This is a genomic window from Streptomyces sp. NPDC002867, assembly GCF_053591895.1.
In genome coordinates this window covers 89085-104321 of record NZ_JBSFUR010000019.1, presented here as the reverse complement: position 1 = coordinate 104321, position 15237 = coordinate 89085, and the positions used below count along the sequence as shown (strand labels likewise).

Below are 15237 nucleotides of genomic sequence, written 5' to 3'. Positions count from 1 at the left end.
CGCTCACGCCCCCCGCTCCACCTCCAGGAAGCGCCGCCGCCGCGGGCCCCGGTACAGCAGCGCCTCCCAGCCGAGGCGTCCCAGGGCCGCCGCGCACGCCGTCAGCTCGGCCTCCTCCGCCTGCGCCGCGCCGCCGCCCGGCGGGCCCAGCCACTCCACGTACACCGTGGCCGGACGCTCGCCGGGGCGGACCCGGTAGCCCGTCGCCGTCCTCGTGCCGTCGGCGCCCACCGCCGACGGCGGGAAGCCGGCCGCCTCCAGGGCCAGGGACACCGCGCGCACCATGCGGTTCAGCTCCCAGGGCGCGGGGACGGCCGCCGGGTCCGCGGCCGTCGCGTTGGTCACACGGCGGATCTGGAGCAGCCCCTCGAACGCCGTGCGGACCTCGGCGGCCCGTCCGGCCCCGGACATCGGGGCGCCGTCGCCGTCGGCCGGTTCGAACACATCCGTCACATCCGCCTCGCTTCCGTCACGGTGCGGGCCCCGTGCCCCACGACCCCGCCACGCCCCCTGGCCTATCGTGTCCGGGACGAAGCAGAAGGAGAAGGCCACCACGATGCCCGGCAACGCCAGCGGCGGCGGCACCGCCGTCACACGCAGCACCCTGCGGCAGCAGATCGCGGACGCGCTGCGTGACGAGGTGCTCGCCGGGCGTCTCCAGCCCGGGCAGGAGTTCACGGTCAAGCAGATCGCCGACCAGTACGGCGTCTCCGCGACACCCGTGCGCGAGGCGCTCGTGGACCTGTCCGCGCAGGGGCTGCTCGAATCGGACCAGCACCGCGGATTCAAGGTGCACCGGTTCTCCGTCGACGACTACCGCACGATGGTCGAGGCGCGCTCGATGGTGGTCGACGGCGTCTTCCGGCAGCGCACGGAGCGCGGTTCCGCGGCTCTGAGCAGCCAGGCCCTGCTGTCCGTGCGCCGCCGGGCCGAGGAGGCCGCACGGGCGGCACGCGCCGGTGATCTCGACATTCTGATCGGCTACGACCTGCGGTTCTGGCGCGAGCTCGGAGCGCTCGTGACCAACCACTACATCTCCGAGTTCCTGCACCGGCTCCGGGTGCAGGCGTGGGTGTTCGCCGTGCCGTACCTGCGGTCCGACCCGGAGATGTCGGAGTGGCTGTGGAGCGGGCACGAGAAGGTGGTGGACTCCGTGACCCACGGTGACCCGGAGGGTGTGCGCCAGGAGATCCACGCCTACAACGCGCACGCGCTCGCCTGGGCGGACCGGCTCGAACGCGGACCGGTCCCCGTTGGCGGGTCCGGTGACTCCACGGACGGCCGCCCAGCCCCGGCCCGGATCCCCGACGCCCGGTCCGAGCGGTGAGCGTGGACCTGAGCGTCGTCGTACCCGCGTACAACGAGGAGGAACGCCTCGGCCCGACGCTGGACGCCGTCTGCGCCTTCCTGCGCGCCGACCCGGAGCGCTGGGGCGAGTGGGAGCTGATCGTCGTCGACGACGGCTCCACCGACGCGACCGCGAAGATCGCCCAGGAGGCGGCGGCCGGGGACCCCCGCATCCAGCTCGTGTCGAGCAGCACCAACCGCGGCAAGGGCCATGCCCTGCGCATGGGCGTCCTCGCCTCCTACGGGCGGCGGGTGCTGTTCACCGACGCCGACCTCGCCACCCCCGTCGACGAGCTGGCCCGCCTCGACGACGAGCTCGCCGCCACCGGCGCCGCGGCCGCCATCGGCTCGCGCGCCCACCCCGAGGCCCGGATCGAGGTGCACCAGCGGCGCCTGCGCGAGTGGCTCGGCCGCATGGGCAACCGGCTCATACGCCTCGTCGCGGTGTCCGGTATCCGCGACACCCAATGCGGCTTCAAACTCTTCGACGGCGACAAGGCGCGCGCCGCGTTCGCCGACTCGAGGCTCACCGGATGGGGCATCGACGTCGAGATCCTGCGCTTCTTCCGCCGTGAGGGCTGGCCCGTGACCGAGGTCCCGGTGCGCTGGTCGCACGTCGCCGGATCCAAGGTCAGGCCCGCCGACTACGGCAAGGTGCTGCTGGAGCTGCTGCGACTGCGGACCCGTGCCGTGCGGCGCGCGGACCTCGCCGTCGCCGGGCTCTTCCTCCTCGCGTCCGTCCTGCTCTACCAGGGCCTGTGGGCGGACCTCGACCGCGGCTACCTGCGCGACGCCGGCCAGGACCAGAACCAGTGGGAGTGGTTCTTCGCGGTCACCGCCGACAACGTCACGCATCTGCGCAATCCGCTGTTCACCACCCTCCAGGGATATCCCGAGGGCGTGAACCTGATGGCCAACACGGTCATGCTGGGCCTGTCCGTCCCCCTGACCCCCGTCACGCTGGCCTTCGGGCCGACCGTCACCTGGGCGCTCGTCCTCACCCTCGGCCTGACCGCGACCGCCGTCTCCTGGTACTGGCTGATCGCCCGGCGGCTCGTCCGCAACAGAGCCGCCGCCGCGCTCGGCGGCGGCTTCGCCGCCTTCGCGCCGCCGATGATCTCGCACGGGAACGCACACCCGAACTTCCTCGTCCTGTTCATGCTGCCGCTGATCGTCGACCGGGCGCTGCGGCTGTGCGAGGGCCGGAACGTGGTCCGCGACGGCGTGCTGCTCGGCCTGTTCGCGACGTACCAGATCTTCCTCGGCGAGGAGCCGCTGCTGCTCGCCGCCGTCGGCATGCTGCTGTTCGCCCTGTCGTACGCGCTCGCGCGGCGCGACGTGGCCCGGGCGGCGTGGCGGCCGCTGCTGCGCGGGCTCGGGATCGCGCTGCTGGTGTGCCTGCCGCTGGTGGCGTTCCCGCTCGGCTGGCAGTTCTTCGGGCCGCAGAGCTACAAGAGCGTGCTGCACGGCGACAACGCGGGCAACAGCCCGCTCGCGTTCCTGCAGTTCTCGGGTCGTGCCCTGCTCGGCTCGGACGCGGGCGCCGATCCGCTCGCGATGAACCGCACCGAGCAGAACGCCTTCTTCGGCTGGCCGCTGATCGCGCTGAGCGCCGCACTGGTGATCCAGTGGTGGCGGCTGGCGGTGGTGAAGGCGCTGGCGTTCACGGCGGTGGCCGCCGCCTTCCTGTCGCTCGGACCGAAGTTCCGCATCCCGTACACGGACATCGTGCTGACCGGGCCGTGGCGGGCGCTCGCGCACCAGCCGCTGTTCGAGTCGGTCATCGAGTCGCGGGTGGCGATGGTGTGCGCGCCCGTGCTCGGCATGCTGCTCGCGCTCGCCGCCGACCGTCTCGCGGCGGCGGAGAACCGCTCCCGGGGCCTGCGGGCAGCGGGCTTCGCGGCGCTGGCGGCGGCGCTGATCCCGGTGCTCCCGACCCCCTACCCGGTACGGGAGCGGGCGGAGGTGCCGGGCTTCATCACCCACGGCGCGTACCGCTCCTACCTCGGCGAGGGCGAGTCGCTGGTCACCGTGCCGCTGCCGACGCCGGGCAGCGCGGACGCCCTGCACTGGCAGTCGGCGAACGGCCTCGGATTCCCGCTCGCCGGCGGCTACTTCAACGGCCCGTGGGGCCCCGACCGCATCGGGATCTACGGTGCGACACCCCGCCACACCTCCAACCTGCTCTCCGACGTCCGCAACACCGGACGGGTCCCCGTGATCGGCCCCAACTGGCAGGCGCAGGCCCGCGCGGACCTCGCCGCCTGGAAGGCCGGCGTGGTGGTGCTGCCGCCGCAGTACCACGAGCAGGCGCTCTACGAGACGGTCACGAAACTGCTGGGCAGGCCGGGAGAGCGCGTGGCCGGGGTATGGGTATGGGACGTGGGGGCGGAAGGCGGTACGCGATGAGGGCCCTCTTCGCCGGTCCTCCGCACGGCATTACGCTGTCCCGGCCACCGTCCGCGACCCACCGCCCTCCTGGCGAAGCCAGGGGGAGAACCCGTCCGAACCGCTGAGAGCGAGCCTTCCCTTGGCCTGTGACCTGTGGCTGGTCCCCCTTGTCGACGTGCTGTGCCACAGCCCCGACAACCCCTTCGCCGAAGAGATCGCCTCCTACGACAAGGCCCTGACCGGCGCCGGTCTGCCCACCGTGCCCGTCTTCGCCTACATGCCGGGCCTGTCGGGCGACGTCGCACCGGTCGCCGGATTCGACTACGACGCGCTGCACTTCCTGCGGCGCGCCTACCTGCTTCAGCTGTGCGGTCTCGCGGTGACGCCGGTCGACGAACTCGGCGGCGACTACGAGCAGTTGCTGGAGATGTTCGAGTCGACGGCGCAGCAGTCGCACCTGGTGTGGCACTACGACCACGCGGGCGCGTACGTCCCGGTGGACTTCCCCGCGCCGCTGTTCAACGACGAACTTCTCGAGGGTGGCGGTCCGTTGGGCTCCACTCAGGGTCTTCTGCGCGAACTGGAGTACGTGGCCCCCGCGATCGGCATCGACCCGGCGAACCCGCCGGCCGCACCGGAGCCGCCGGAGCGTCCCACCGCCCTGGAGGAGCCCGCCGGTCCGATCCCGTACGACGAGAGTCCGTTCGCGCGGGAGCGGCACGTGTGGCTGGGGCTGCACGCGGCGGCGACACGGAGCCTCGGGCAGGGCTCGATGATCATCTTCAGCTGACGCGGACGTCGCCGAGGTCCGCGTCGCGCCCCGGAGGGGAGGTGCCGCACACGCGCCCGACAGACGCCGGACACGTGGCGGACGGATACCGGACACCTTTCCGCTGTAGGACCGGGACATGTCGCAGACAAGTACCCCCGCCGAGGGGACGGCCGCGGAAGAACTTCCCAGGCCGGAGCGGTTCGCGGACGTCAAGGGCTGGTTCTGGCCGGTCGATCAGCTGATCTTCGACTGGTTCCTGACCCGTCAGAGAGCCACGGACGTGAAGGGTGACCTTCTGGAGCTCGGCGCCTACATGGGCAAGAGCGCGATCTTCCTCGGGGGCTATCTGCGGGAAGGAGAGACCTTCACCGTCTGCGACCTGTTCGACTCCGAGGCGCCGGACGACCCCAACAGCGCGGAGATGGACCGCTCGTACGCGACCTTGACGCGCCGGGCCTTCGAGGCCAACTACCTCTCCTTCCACGACGAACTGCCCACGGTGGTGCAGGCGCCGACGTCCGTCATCACCTCCCGCGTCGCGGCGGCCACCTGCCGCTTCGTCCACGTCGACGCGTCCCACCTGTACGAGCACGTCCACGGCGACGTGGCCGCGGCGCGCGAACTCCTGCTCCCCGACGGGATCGTGGCCTTCGACGACTTCCGGGCCGAGCACTGTCCGGGCGTCTCGGCTGCGGTGTGGGGCGCGGTGCCGACGACCGGCCTCAAGCCGATCGTGATCACGGGCAGCAAGCTGTACGGGACATGGGGCGACCCGGCCCCGTTCACCGAGGAGCTGCTGGAGTTCCTGGCGACCCGGACGGACGTGTGGCACGGGGTGGAGGAGGTCGCGGGCTTGCCCCTGATCCGTATCAAGGGTCCCAAGGCGCAGCCGCCGGCCCCGCCGGTCTCGCGCAACGAGCCGCTCCCGCAGCCCGCCCCCGAGCCGGAGCCCGTCACCCCGCCGCCCGCTCCCGCACCGTCCCCGGCGGCTCCTCCCGCCCGCCGCTCCCTTGCCCGCCGTCTGGCCCGGGACCTGCTCCCGCCGGTCCTGACGCGGGCGCTGACATCCGGCCGCAGGCGCTGAGGGGATTCACCGGCCGACGACGGCATCGCACACGACGGCTCCGGGGCACGCGCCCCGGAGCCGTCGCACGTGGCGGCAAGCACACATCGCGCGGCGGGCGTTGGTGACGGCTCACGAAAAAAGTGTCAAGGGTTGGGATTCCGTCACAGGGGCGGCGGGCCCGGGGCCCTCCTACGCTTCTCGCACCGATCGGGTGAACGCGCCCCGGCGAACAGGTCGTGGCTCCGCGAACCGGCGCCCGGAGCGCCGGAGCATGCCAGAGCCGCACCATTCGCCTGAAGGAGCCGCCCCCCATGCCGTTCCGCGCCAAGAACAGAGCCCTGTCGGTGGTCCTCGCGGCCGCCGGGACCGCCGCACTCGGGCTGGGGACCGCCGCCCCCGCCCGGGCCACCGCCGAACCGATGAACTACGTCGCCCTCGGGGACAGTTACAGCGCCGGTTCGGGCGTCCTCCCGCTCGACCCGGCCGCATCCCCCCTGTGTTTCCGCACCACCAGGAACTACCCGCGCCTGCTCGCCGCCCGGACGGGCGCGAACCTCACGGACGTCACCTGTGGCGCCGCGAAGACCGAGCACTTCACCCAGGCCCAGTACCCGGGTGTCGCCCCGCAGTTCGACGCGCTCGGGAGCGACACCGACCTCGTCACGCTGACCATCGGCGGCAACGACAACAACACCTTCATCAGCGCCATCCTCGCCTGCGGCACCCTGGGCGCGCTCACGGCCGGCCAGGGCAGCCCGTGCAAGGACGCCTACGGCAGCAGCTTCTCCGACGACATCGCCGAGAAGACGTATCCCGCGATCAGGACGGCACTGAACCAGATCAGGGCCAGGTCGCCGAAGGCGGAGGTCGCGATCCTCGGCTATCCGTGGATCCTGCCCGAGCGGGCCGTCCCCGGCTGCTTCCTCAAGATGCCGGTCGCCAAGGGCGACGTGCCCTACCTGCACCAGATGCAGACGGACCTGAACGCGGCCGTCGAGAAGGCCGCCGGCGAGGCCGGTGCCACCTTCGTCGACATGGCCGAGGTGTCGAAGGGCCACGACGCCTGCAGCCCGAGGGGCACGCGCTGGGTCGAACCGCTCCTGTTCGGCACCAACGTGGTTCCGGTGCACCCGAACGCGGCGGGCGAGGCCGCGATGGCCGACCAGGCGGCCGCGGTGCTGAACCTCGACTGACGGACGACGCCCCCCGGGGCCCGTGCTGCCCGCATGCCGCCGGGCGGCCGGCCCCGTGCGGGCCTCAGCGCGGCGGCTCCGGGGGCCGCTGCCGGGGCATGTTCGGGCGGGTGCCCGGAGGCAGCGGGAAGCGGCCCTGGATCACGCCCGCGGACTGCGGCGGGGGGCCCGCCTCGGGGCGGGCGGGGGAGTGGGTCGTCAGCCGCAGCGGCGCCGGGCCCGCGCGGAAGGCGGTCATCCAGTCCGCCGTCTCCGTACGGACCAGTTCCGAGACGTCCTCGGAGAAGCGGCGCAGCACCCCCAGGCAGCGCTCGGCCGCCTCGCTCGCCGTGCCCTCCGTCGGGCCCAGCACCTCCCGCACACTCTCGGACGCCCAGTCGAACTGCAGCGACTGCAGGCGGTGCTGCACCGCCTGGGCCGTGGCGACGTCGCGCATCCAGCCCGCGGTGAGGCCGAAGTACCGGTCACAGGCCACGCAGGCCGCGGCGAACAGCAGGGAGACGTACCCCCAGGGGGCGGCCCCGGCCACCGCGCCCGTCAGGTCCAGCATCGGCAGGGCCGCCCCGGTGATGGCGCCCAGCGCCGTACCGAGGCGCAGCAGCCGGGCCCAGCGGCGCTTGCGGGCTCGGTCCGCGAGGTACCACTCAGCCGTCCGCAGGGCGTCGGCCTCCACCCACCGGTAGAGCTCGTCGAGGCGGACCGCGGGCTCCCCCCAGTCGCCGAGCGGGAACGCTCGTCCGGTCAGATCACCCAGCGGCGCGGTGCCGCCCTCCTCCCGGGCCGGCCCCCCGGGCTGCATCTCCGGCTGGCTCACCGGTGCGCTCCTCTACCCTCTACGGCTTCAGCGGCTTCGCTGAAAAGGTGCTCAAAAGGTGCTGACGTTACACCGTGTGACGTACGGTGCGCGCGTTCGTTCTGATGGGCCCGCGAATGCGCACGCCCTTCATACCGCCGAATGGTGGGCTGTGCGCCCTCGATGCCCGTATTTCCGCCCGCACGGGGGCCTTGATCAGGTAGCGGATCCTGGTCGGGGCCCGTGGCTCTCACTCGAAAGAGTTGGTCACCTCCAGGTGGGGCATCGCGCCCGGTGACCACGTAGGCTCGGCCGTATCGAAGCAACGTACGGACAGGAGTGACCGTGATTCCCGGTGGTGGCCAGCCCAACATGCAGCAGTTGCTCCAGCAGGCCCAGAAGATGCAGCAGGATCTCGCCCGGGCGCAGGAGGAGTTGGCGCAGACCGAGGTCGAGGGCCAGGCGGGCGGCGGTCTGGTGAAGGCCACCGTCACAGGCTCCGGCGAGCTGCGCAACCTCGTCATCGACCCGAAGGCCGTCGACCCGGAGGACACCGAGACCCTCGCGGACCTCGTCGTCGCCGCCGTCCAGGCCGCCAACGAGAACGCCCAGCAGCTCCAGCAGGACAAGCTCGGACCACTCGCGCAGGGCCTCGGCGGCATGCCGGGCCTGCCGTTCTGACCCCGGCTTTTCGCGCCGGTCCCGTCAGGACCTTCTAAGCGTCATATTCACCAACTACCGTAAGCAGCAAGCACGCAAGGAAAGGCGTTCCGTTGTACGAAGGCGTGGTTCAGGACCTCATCGACGAACTGGGCAGGCTGCCCGGCGTCGGTCCCAAGAGCGCGCAGCGGATCGCCTTCCACATCCTCCAGGCGGAGCCGACCGACGTCCGCCGGCTCGCGCACGCGCTGCTGGAGGTGAAGGACAAGGTGCGCTTCTGCGCCGTGTGCGGCAACGTCGCACAGCAGGAGCAGTGCAACATCTGCCGTGACCCCCGCCGCGACCAGGCCGTCATCTGCGTCGTGGAGGAGCCGAAGGACGTCGTCGCGATCGAGCGGACGCGTGAGTTCCGCGGCCGGTACCACGTTCTGGGCGGCGCCATCAGCCCCATCGAGGGTGTGGGCCCGGACGACCTGCGCATCCGCGAGCTGCTGGCCCGTCTCGCGGACGGCACGGTCACCGAGCTGATCCTCGCCACGGACCCCAATCTCGAGGGCGAGGCGACGGCCACCTATCTCGCACGCATGGTGAAGCCGATGGGACTCAAGGTCACGCGGCTGGCCAGCGGCCTCCCGGTGGGGGGAGACTTGGAATACGCCGACGAGGTCACCCTCGGGCGTGCCTTCGAGGGGAGACGACTGCTCGATGTCTGACGCCATGCTGCACGCTGTAGGTCAGGACCCGGACGACTTCGCGGTCCAGATCGCCGACTCGATCGAATCCTTCATCGTGGCGACGACCGAGGTCGCGAAGGGCGACGAGCCGGACAGCGCGGTCCCGTTCCTGCTGCTGGAGGTGTCCCAGCTGCTGCTGACCGGAGGCCGCCTGGGCGCGCACGAGGACATCCTCCCGGACGAGCGGTACGAGCCGGACACCGGTCCCGACCAGGACGTCGACGAGCTGCGCGAGCGCTTCGCCGTGCTCCTCGACCCGGTGGACGTCTTCTCCGAGGTCTTCGACCCGTACGAGCCCCGCAAGGCCCCGGTGCCCTCGCGGATCTCCGACAGCCTCGCGGACATCGTCACCGACCTGCGCCACGGCCTCGCCCACTACCGCGCGGGCCGCACCACGGAGGCGCTGTGGTGGTGGCAGTTCTCGTACTTCTCCAACTGGGGCCCGACCGCCTCCGCCACCCTGCGCGCCCTCCAGTCCCTCGTGGCCCACGTCCGCCTCGACCAGCCGCTTGCCGAGCTGGACGGCCTGGACACCGACGAGGACCTCGCGGAGGAGCTGCTGGCCGAGGAGGCCGGCAAGGTGATGGTGGAGGAGATCGCCGCCCCGCTGGGGCTGCGCCGGGCGCGCTGACGTCCGGTGGGCTCCTCGCTCGTGCCGCCCGGCTGTGAGGCGGGCCACATCCCGCGTACGCCGCCGTCCCCTGGGCAGCAGCCATCCGAGCGGCCGCGAACGTCCCTGGCCCCTTCCTGGATGATCACCTAGTGAGCGGGACATCTCACCATGTGACATCACAGGGTCGTGTCGCGGCCGCTCGATAGACTGAGCCGACCGCAGTAGTGACTGCAGAAGACCGAGCGAGGAGCGCACGTGGGCCTTGTCGTGCAGAAGTACGGAGGCTCCTCCGTTGCCGATGCCGAAGGCATCAAGCGGGTCGCCAAGCGAATCGTCGATGCCAAGAAGGACGGCCACCAGGTGGTCGTCGTGGTGTCGGCGATGGGTGACACGACGGACGAGCTGATCGATCTCGCCGAGCAGGTATCTCCGATCCCTGCCGGGCGTGAGTTCGACATGCTGCTGACCGCAGGAGAGCGGATCTCCATGGCCCTGCTGGCCATGGCGATCAAAAACCTGGGCCACGAGGCCCAGTCGTTCACCGGCAGCCAGGCAGGCGTCATCACCGACTCGGTCCACAACAAAGCGCGCATCATCGATGTGACGCCGGGCCGGATCCGCACGGCGCTCGACGAGGGCAACATCGCCATCGTCGCCGGCTTCCAGGGTGTGTCCCAGGACAAGAAGGACATCACCACGCTGGGGCGTGGCGGGTCCGACACCACGGCGGTGGCGCTGGCCGCCGCGCTGGACGCCGAGGTCTGCGAGATCTACACCGACGTCGACGGCGTCTTCACCGCCGACCCGCGGGTCGTCAAGAAGGCCCGGAAGATCGACTGGATCTCCTCCGAGGACATGCTGGAGCTCGCCGCCTCCGGCTCCAAGGTGCTGCTGCACCGGTGCGTCGAGTACGCACGCCGTTACAACATCCCGATCCATGTGCGCTCGTCCTTCTCCGGACTGCGCGGCACCTGGGTCAGCAACGAACCGCAAGGGGATCAGAAGGTGGAGCACGCCATCATCTCCGGAGTCGCCCACGACGTCTCCGAGGCCAAGGTCACCGTCGTCGGCGTCCCGGACAAGCCGGGCGAGGCCGCGGCCATCTTCCGTGCCATCGCCGATGCCGAGATCAACATCGACATGGTCGTGCAGAACGTCTCGGCGGCCACCACGGCGCTGACGGACATCTCCTTCACCCTGCCGAAGACCGACGGCGCGAAGGCCATGGCCGCGCTGGAGAAGCAGAAGTCGGCGATCGGCTTCGACTCCCTGCGCTACGACGACCAGATCGGCAAGATCTCCCTGGTCGGCGCCGGTATGAAGACGAACCCCGGTGTGACCGCGTCCTTCTTCGAGGCGCTGTCCGACGCGGGCGTGAACATCGAGCTGATCTCGACCTCCGAGATCCGCATCTCGGTGGTCACCCGCGCCGACGACGTCAACGAGGCCGTGCGCGCCGTGCACACCGCCTTCGGGCTCGACTCCGACTCCGACGAGGCGGTCGTCTACGGAGGCACAGGGCGATGAAGCCCAAACCGGCGCTCGCGGTCGTGGGAGCGACCGGAGCCGTCGGTGCGGTGATGCTCCGGATCCTGTCGCAGCACGCCGACATCTGGGGCGAGATCCGACTCGCCGCCTCCCCGCGCTCGGCCGGCCGCAAGCTGGCCGTGCGCGGGGAGGAGTGCGAGGTCGTACCGCTCGGCGAGGAGGTCTTCGACGGCATCGACGTCGCGGTGTTCCTCGTACCGGGCGAGGTGTCCGAGCGGTGGGCGCCGGTCGCCGTCGCCAAGGGCGCGGTGGTCGTGGACAACTCCCCGGCCTTCCGCATGGACCCGGATGTCCCGCTCGTCGTGCCCGAGGTCAATCCGCACTGCGTACGGGTGCGGCCGCGCGGCATCGTCGCCAGCCCCCACGACACCACGCTGACGCTGGCGCCCGCGGTGGGGGCGCTGCACGCCGAGTTCGGCCTGCAGGAACTGGTGGTGTCCTCGTACCAGGCCGCAAGCGGCGCCGGGCGGGACGCGGTGGACGCCCTGCGTGCTCAGCTGTCCCTCGTGGCCGGCACGGAGCTGGGCACGGGGCCCGGCGACGTACGTCGTGCGGTGGGCGACGACGGCCTCGGCCCGCTGCCCGCGCCGCTCGCGCTGAACGTCGTGCCCTGGACCGGTGAGCCGCGCGAGGGCGGCTGGTCGTCCGAGGAGCTGGGGCTGCGTGCCGAGACCCGCAAGATCCTGGACCTGCCGTCGCTGAAGGTCTCGGCGACGTTCGTCCGTGTACCCGTGCTGACCACGCACTCCCTGGTGGTGCACGCGCGCTTCGAGAACGAGGTCACGGTGGACCGGGCGCACGAGATCCTGGCGACCTCGCCGGGCGTCGTGCTCTACGACGACCCTCACGCGGGCGACTTCCCGACGCCCGCCGACGTGGTGGGCACCGATCCGACGTGGGTGGGGCGGGTGCGCCGCGCACCCGACGACCCGTCGGCGCTGGAGCTCTTCGTGTGCGGCGACAACCTGCGCAAGGGAGCCGCGCTGAACTCCGCGCAGATCGCGGAGACGGTGGCTGCCGAGCTCTGAGCCCGGGGGCCGGGGACCGGCCGCAGACGACCGAACCGATAATGGGAACGGATTGTCCGTGCGGCTTTGTAGGATGTCCGTGCCCTGTGAACTTTCAAGGTCTGTACCACTTGAGCTGGGGCGTGAGCCTGTTCGATCATTCGCTTCCCTCCTTGCTGCAACCGGCAGTTGGGGGGAAGCGTCTTTGCGGTCGCCTCGGAACGGTGCCGTAAAAATGGGGCATTGGGGATGAGCGAGTGCGCATGAGGGCATTTGTTTCACCGCCAAAAGCGGTGGCGTACGCGTACAACCCTGACGGGGGGAAGCGTGTCCAACAGGCGTGGCAGAGGTTCTCGACATCGCAGGGGTGGTTCCGGTCCGCGGCGCTTCGGTGCGCCCGCTCCGCAGACCCCGTTCGGCCGGCGGCATGCCGGTGATCGCACCCATGCCCGCACCGCGGACCACGCGGATCCCGGCTCCGCGGCAGGGCGCTGACGACGCCATGGCCGCCGGCACGACCGTCGATCACCTCACCGAGACCTACCGCGCCCACTACCGGTCGTTGCTGGGTCTCGCCGCTCTGCTCCTGGACGACACCGCGTCCTGCGAGGACGTCGTCCAGGAGGCGTTCATCCGGGTCCACTCCGCGCGCTCGCGCGTACGGGACCCCGAGAAGACCCTCGCCTATCTGCGCCAGACCGTCGTCAACCTCTCCCGCTCCGCGCTGCGCCGCCGCATCCTCGGCCTGAAGCTGCTCTCCAAGCCGATGCCCGACATGGCGAGCGCGGAGGAGGGCGCGTACGACCAGCTGGAGCGGGACGCGCTGATCAAGGCGATGCGGGGGCTGCAGCGGCGCCAGCGCGAGGTGCTGGTCCTGCGGTACTTCGCCGACATGACCGAGGCGCAGGTGGCCGAGACGCTGGGGGTCTCCCTCGGCTCGGTGAAGGCGTACGGCTCCCGGGGCATCGCGGCGCTGCGCGTCGCCATGGAGGCCACGGCATGAGCACGCACGGCGACAGGTTTGAGCAGTACGGGCCGGACGGGCCGTTTGACGACCGGACTGGGAACGGAAAAGTGAGCAACAGGCCGGAGAACGAACTGGGCGGCCTTGGCACGGGCCCCGACGAGGACCTGTTCGCGGGCCTCGGAGAGGGACCGGGTGCGGGTCTGGGCGGGGACGAGGAAGCCCTGCGCAGAATGCTGCACGGCGTCGTCGAGGACCTCGAGCCCTCCGAAGGCGCGCTCGACCATCTGCGCCGGGCGGTCCCGGCGCGGCGCGCCCGCAAGCGCCAGGCGCTCGTCGGCGCCGCGGCGGCGGTGCTGCTGATCGGCACCGCGGTGCCCGCCTTCGTCCACGTCGCGAACTCCGGCGGCGTGGACCAGGCCAACCCGGTCAACGCCGGGCACGGCGAGCAGGCCCAGGGCGGCACGGGCAACGAGCCGGGCGCGACCGGCGGGGACAAGGACCCGCTGGCCCCCTCGAAGGGCGCTGGCCAGGACCCCGAGGTCAAGGACCCCACCAGCGCGGCACCGGGCGAAGAGCCGGGCGCGGGCGCGGGCGACGGCGCCTCGGGCGCGCCGGTGCCGCCGGGCAGCGCGGGCGACACCGTGCCGGTGTGCGGCGGCGCCGACCTCGGGGTCCTCTCGGCGGAGACGAATCCGCCGGACCCCGACGGCAAGGTCTACGGCACCTTCCGCGTCGCCAATGTCTCCGCGTCGGACTGCACGGTCGGCGGAGGCGGCACCGTCGTCTTCCAGACCGCGGGCGCGGCCGACCAGGCCCGCATCAGCGTGGTCGCGCACACCTCGGGCGACGCGGCGGGCGGCCTGCCCGATCCGTCGGCGGAGCAGCCGTCGCTGCTGCTGAAGCCGTCGTCCGCCTACGAGGTGAAGTTCGCCTGGGTGCCGTCCGACACCTGCCCCAGCACCGCCTCGCCCGACCCGTCGCCCACGGACGGCGGATCGGCCGGCACGGGCACGAGCGAGGGCACCTCGGCGGAGAACAACACCGAGACCCAGCTGGCCTCCGAGGACGGAGGCACGCAGGACGGCAGCGTGACGGTCACCCACATCGCGGAGGCGGGCTCCCCGAACGCCCAGGCGACGATCACCAACGCCTGCGCCGGCACGATCTACCGCACGGGCCTGCTCCCGGGCCAGTGACCGTCCGCGCGGGCGCGCGGCGCCGATGCTGTGAGCGGCCGCGCCGGTGATGGGCGGGGCGCTGCGCCCAATCCGGGGCCATGGGCGTGCCCCACCCCTGGGGTCGCGCAGCAGCCGTGCCTCAGGGCGCCAGGGCGCCGCCGGGCGTGGCCGGACCCGGGCTAGGACATCTCGGGCAGCCCGAGTTCGCGGTCGCGTGCCGCCTCCGCCTCACGGCGGACCAGGCGGAACCACATGAACAGCACGAAGCCCGCGAACACGAACCACTCCCCGGTGTAGCCCAGGTTCTGGAACGCCTTCAGGTCCAGGCCGCTGTTCTGCGGGGCCGACGCCGGCACCGCCGTCAGGCCGCTGTCCGCCTTCGTCAGCGTGACCCACGCGTCGTACACGTCGTCCGGCACCAGGTTCACCAGCGACGCCGCGCTGATCATGCCGAGCTGGCCGCGCGGCAGGCCACCCGCCGCATGCACCCCGTCGGTGCCCACGGTCTCGGACGCCTGCAGTGCGCCCGTCACCGTCACCACGCCGGAAGGAGCCGCCGGCGCGCGCTCGCCCTCGGCCAGCCAGCCGCGGACCACCGGCAGCGTCTTGCCGCTCTCCGTCCGCAGCAGCGTCAGCACGTACGCGCCCCGCCTGCCGTCCAGCTCACGGTCCGGAACGAGGAACTGCTCCCCGTACCGGCCCGTCGCCGTCGCCTGCCGTCCCGACGTCTCCTTGTCGACGGGCAGCAGCTCGTCGAGGGGGGCCGCCGCGAGCCGCTCCTGCTGACCGGGCCGCCGCTCGGCCTCCCGGTGGCTGTCGACGCGGTCCTCGAACCTGCCCAGCTGCCAGGAGCCCATGAAGACGCAGAACGGGATCGCCAGCAGGACGAAGACGTTGATCCCCCACCAGCGGGGCGTCAGCAGGAATCGGTACACGCCTCCACGGTACGGAATGTGCCCGCGCTCCCT

At 71.8% G+C, this 15237-nt stretch carries 15 protein-coding genes; 12 read left to right on the top strand and 3 right to left on the bottom strand.

The window, feature by feature from the left end:
- Positions 1 to 3: 3 nt before the first annotated feature.
- Positions 4 to 411 (bottom strand): hypothetical protein, encoded by a 408-nt coding sequence (locus ACWD0A_RS19890; RefSeq protein WP_451299853.1) that lies wholly within the window; start codon positions 409 to 411, stop codon positions 4 to 6.
- A gap of 145 nt (positions 412 to 556) precedes the next feature.
- Here ACWD0A_RS19890 and ACWD0A_RS19885 point away from each other — a divergent pair, with 145 nt between their 5' ends.
- From ACWD0A_RS19885 to ACWD0A_RS19865, 5 genes are all read left to right on the top strand, one after another.
- Positions 557 to 1327: a GntR family transcriptional regulator gene (locus tag ACWD0A_RS19885; protein ID WP_451299851.1), complete on the top strand. Its 771-nt coding sequence runs from the start codon at positions 557 to 559 to the stop codon at positions 1325 to 1327.
- Entirely contained in the window at positions 1324 to 3756 is a 2433-nt protein-coding gene (locus ACWD0A_RS19880; RefSeq protein WP_451299793.1) for a dolichyl-phosphate beta-glucosyltransferase, read from the top strand. Before ACWD0A_RS19885 ends, ACWD0A_RS19880 begins: the two co-directional genes overlap by 4 nt.
- 121 nt (positions 3757 to 3877) lie before the next feature.
- Positions 3878 to 4528, top strand: coding sequence for a hypothetical protein (locus ACWD0A_RS19875; protein ID WP_307714343.1), 651 nt, complete (start codon positions 3878 to 3880; stop codon positions 4526 to 4528).
- A gap of 118 nt (positions 4529 to 4646) precedes the next feature.
- Complete coding sequence (locus ACWD0A_RS19870; RefSeq protein ID WP_451299791.1) at positions 4647 to 5594, top strand: class I SAM-dependent methyltransferase; 948 nt, start codon at positions 4647 to 4649, stop codon at positions 5592 to 5594.
- 293 nt (positions 5595 to 5887) lie between these two features.
- Positions 5888 to 6769 carry an SGNH/GDSL hydrolase family protein gene (locus tag ACWD0A_RS19865; protein WP_451299789.1) on the top strand — a complete coding sequence of 294 codons (882 nt, stop codon included), beginning with the start codon at positions 5888 to 5890 and terminating at the stop codon, positions 6767 to 6769.
- Positions 6770 to 6833: 64 nt separating this feature from the next.
- On the opposite strand, the gene ACWD0A_RS19860 is transcribed toward ACWD0A_RS19865, so the two are convergent.
- Positions 6834 to 7583, bottom strand: a complete 750-nt coding sequence (locus tag ACWD0A_RS19860; RefSeq protein ID WP_451299787.1) for an SLATT domain-containing protein — start codon at positions 7581 to 7583, stop codon at positions 6834 to 6836.
- Positions 7584 to 7907: 324 nt separating this feature from the next.
- On the opposite strand from ACWD0A_RS19860, the gene ACWD0A_RS19855 reads away from it, so the two are divergent.
- The 7 genes from ACWD0A_RS19855 (at position 7908) to ACWD0A_RS19825 (ending at position 14287) form a co-directional block, all read left to right on the top strand.
- Complete coding sequence (locus tag ACWD0A_RS19855) at positions 7908 to 8243, top strand: YbaB/EbfC family nucleoid-associated protein (protein ID WP_307714339.1); 336 nt, start codon at positions 7908 to 7910, stop codon at positions 8241 to 8243.
- A 92-nt stretch (positions 8244 to 8335) separates the two neighbouring features.
- Positions 8336 to 8935 (top strand): recombination mediator RecR, encoded by a 600-nt coding sequence (gene recR, locus ACWD0A_RS19850; RefSeq protein WP_177149652.1) that lies wholly within the window; start codon positions 8336 to 8338, stop codon positions 8933 to 8935.
- Positions 8928 to 9587 (top strand): DUF5063 domain-containing protein, encoded by a 660-nt coding sequence (locus ACWD0A_RS19845; RefSeq protein WP_307714338.1) that lies wholly within the window; start codon positions 8928 to 8930, stop codon positions 9585 to 9587. The genes recR and ACWD0A_RS19845 overlap by 8 nt, the downstream gene beginning before the upstream one ends.
- Before the next feature lie 237 nt (positions 9588 to 9824).
- Positions 9825 to 11096, top strand: coding sequence for an aspartate kinase (locus tag ACWD0A_RS19840; protein ID WP_177149650.1), 1272 nt, complete (start codon positions 9825 to 9827; stop codon positions 11094 to 11096).
- Positions 11093 to 12145, top strand: a complete 1053-nt coding sequence (locus ACWD0A_RS19835) for an aspartate-semialdehyde dehydrogenase (protein ID WP_451299784.1) — start codon at positions 11093 to 11095, stop codon at positions 12143 to 12145. The genes ACWD0A_RS19840 and ACWD0A_RS19835 overlap by 4 nt, the downstream gene beginning before the upstream one ends.
- Before the next feature lie 319 nt (positions 12146 to 12464).
- Positions 12465 to 13127, top strand: coding sequence for a SigE family RNA polymerase sigma factor (locus tag ACWD0A_RS19830; RefSeq protein ID WP_451299782.1), 663 nt, complete (start codon positions 12465 to 12467; stop codon positions 13125 to 13127).
- Between the two features lie 71 nt (positions 13128 to 13198).
- Positions 13199 to 14287, top strand: coding sequence for a hypothetical protein (locus ACWD0A_RS19825; RefSeq protein ID WP_451299780.1), 1089 nt, complete (start codon positions 13199 to 13201; stop codon positions 14285 to 14287).
- 161 nt (positions 14288 to 14448) lie between these two features.
- Here the strand turns inward: ACWD0A_RS19825 and ACWD0A_RS19820 are convergent, their stop codons facing one another.
- Positions 14449 to 15204 carry an SURF1 family protein gene (locus ACWD0A_RS19820; RefSeq protein ID WP_451299778.1) on the bottom strand — a complete coding sequence of 252 codons (756 nt, stop codon included), beginning with the start codon at positions 15202 to 15204 and terminating at the stop codon, positions 14449 to 14451.
- Between the last annotated feature and the right edge of the window lie 33 nt (positions 15205 to 15237).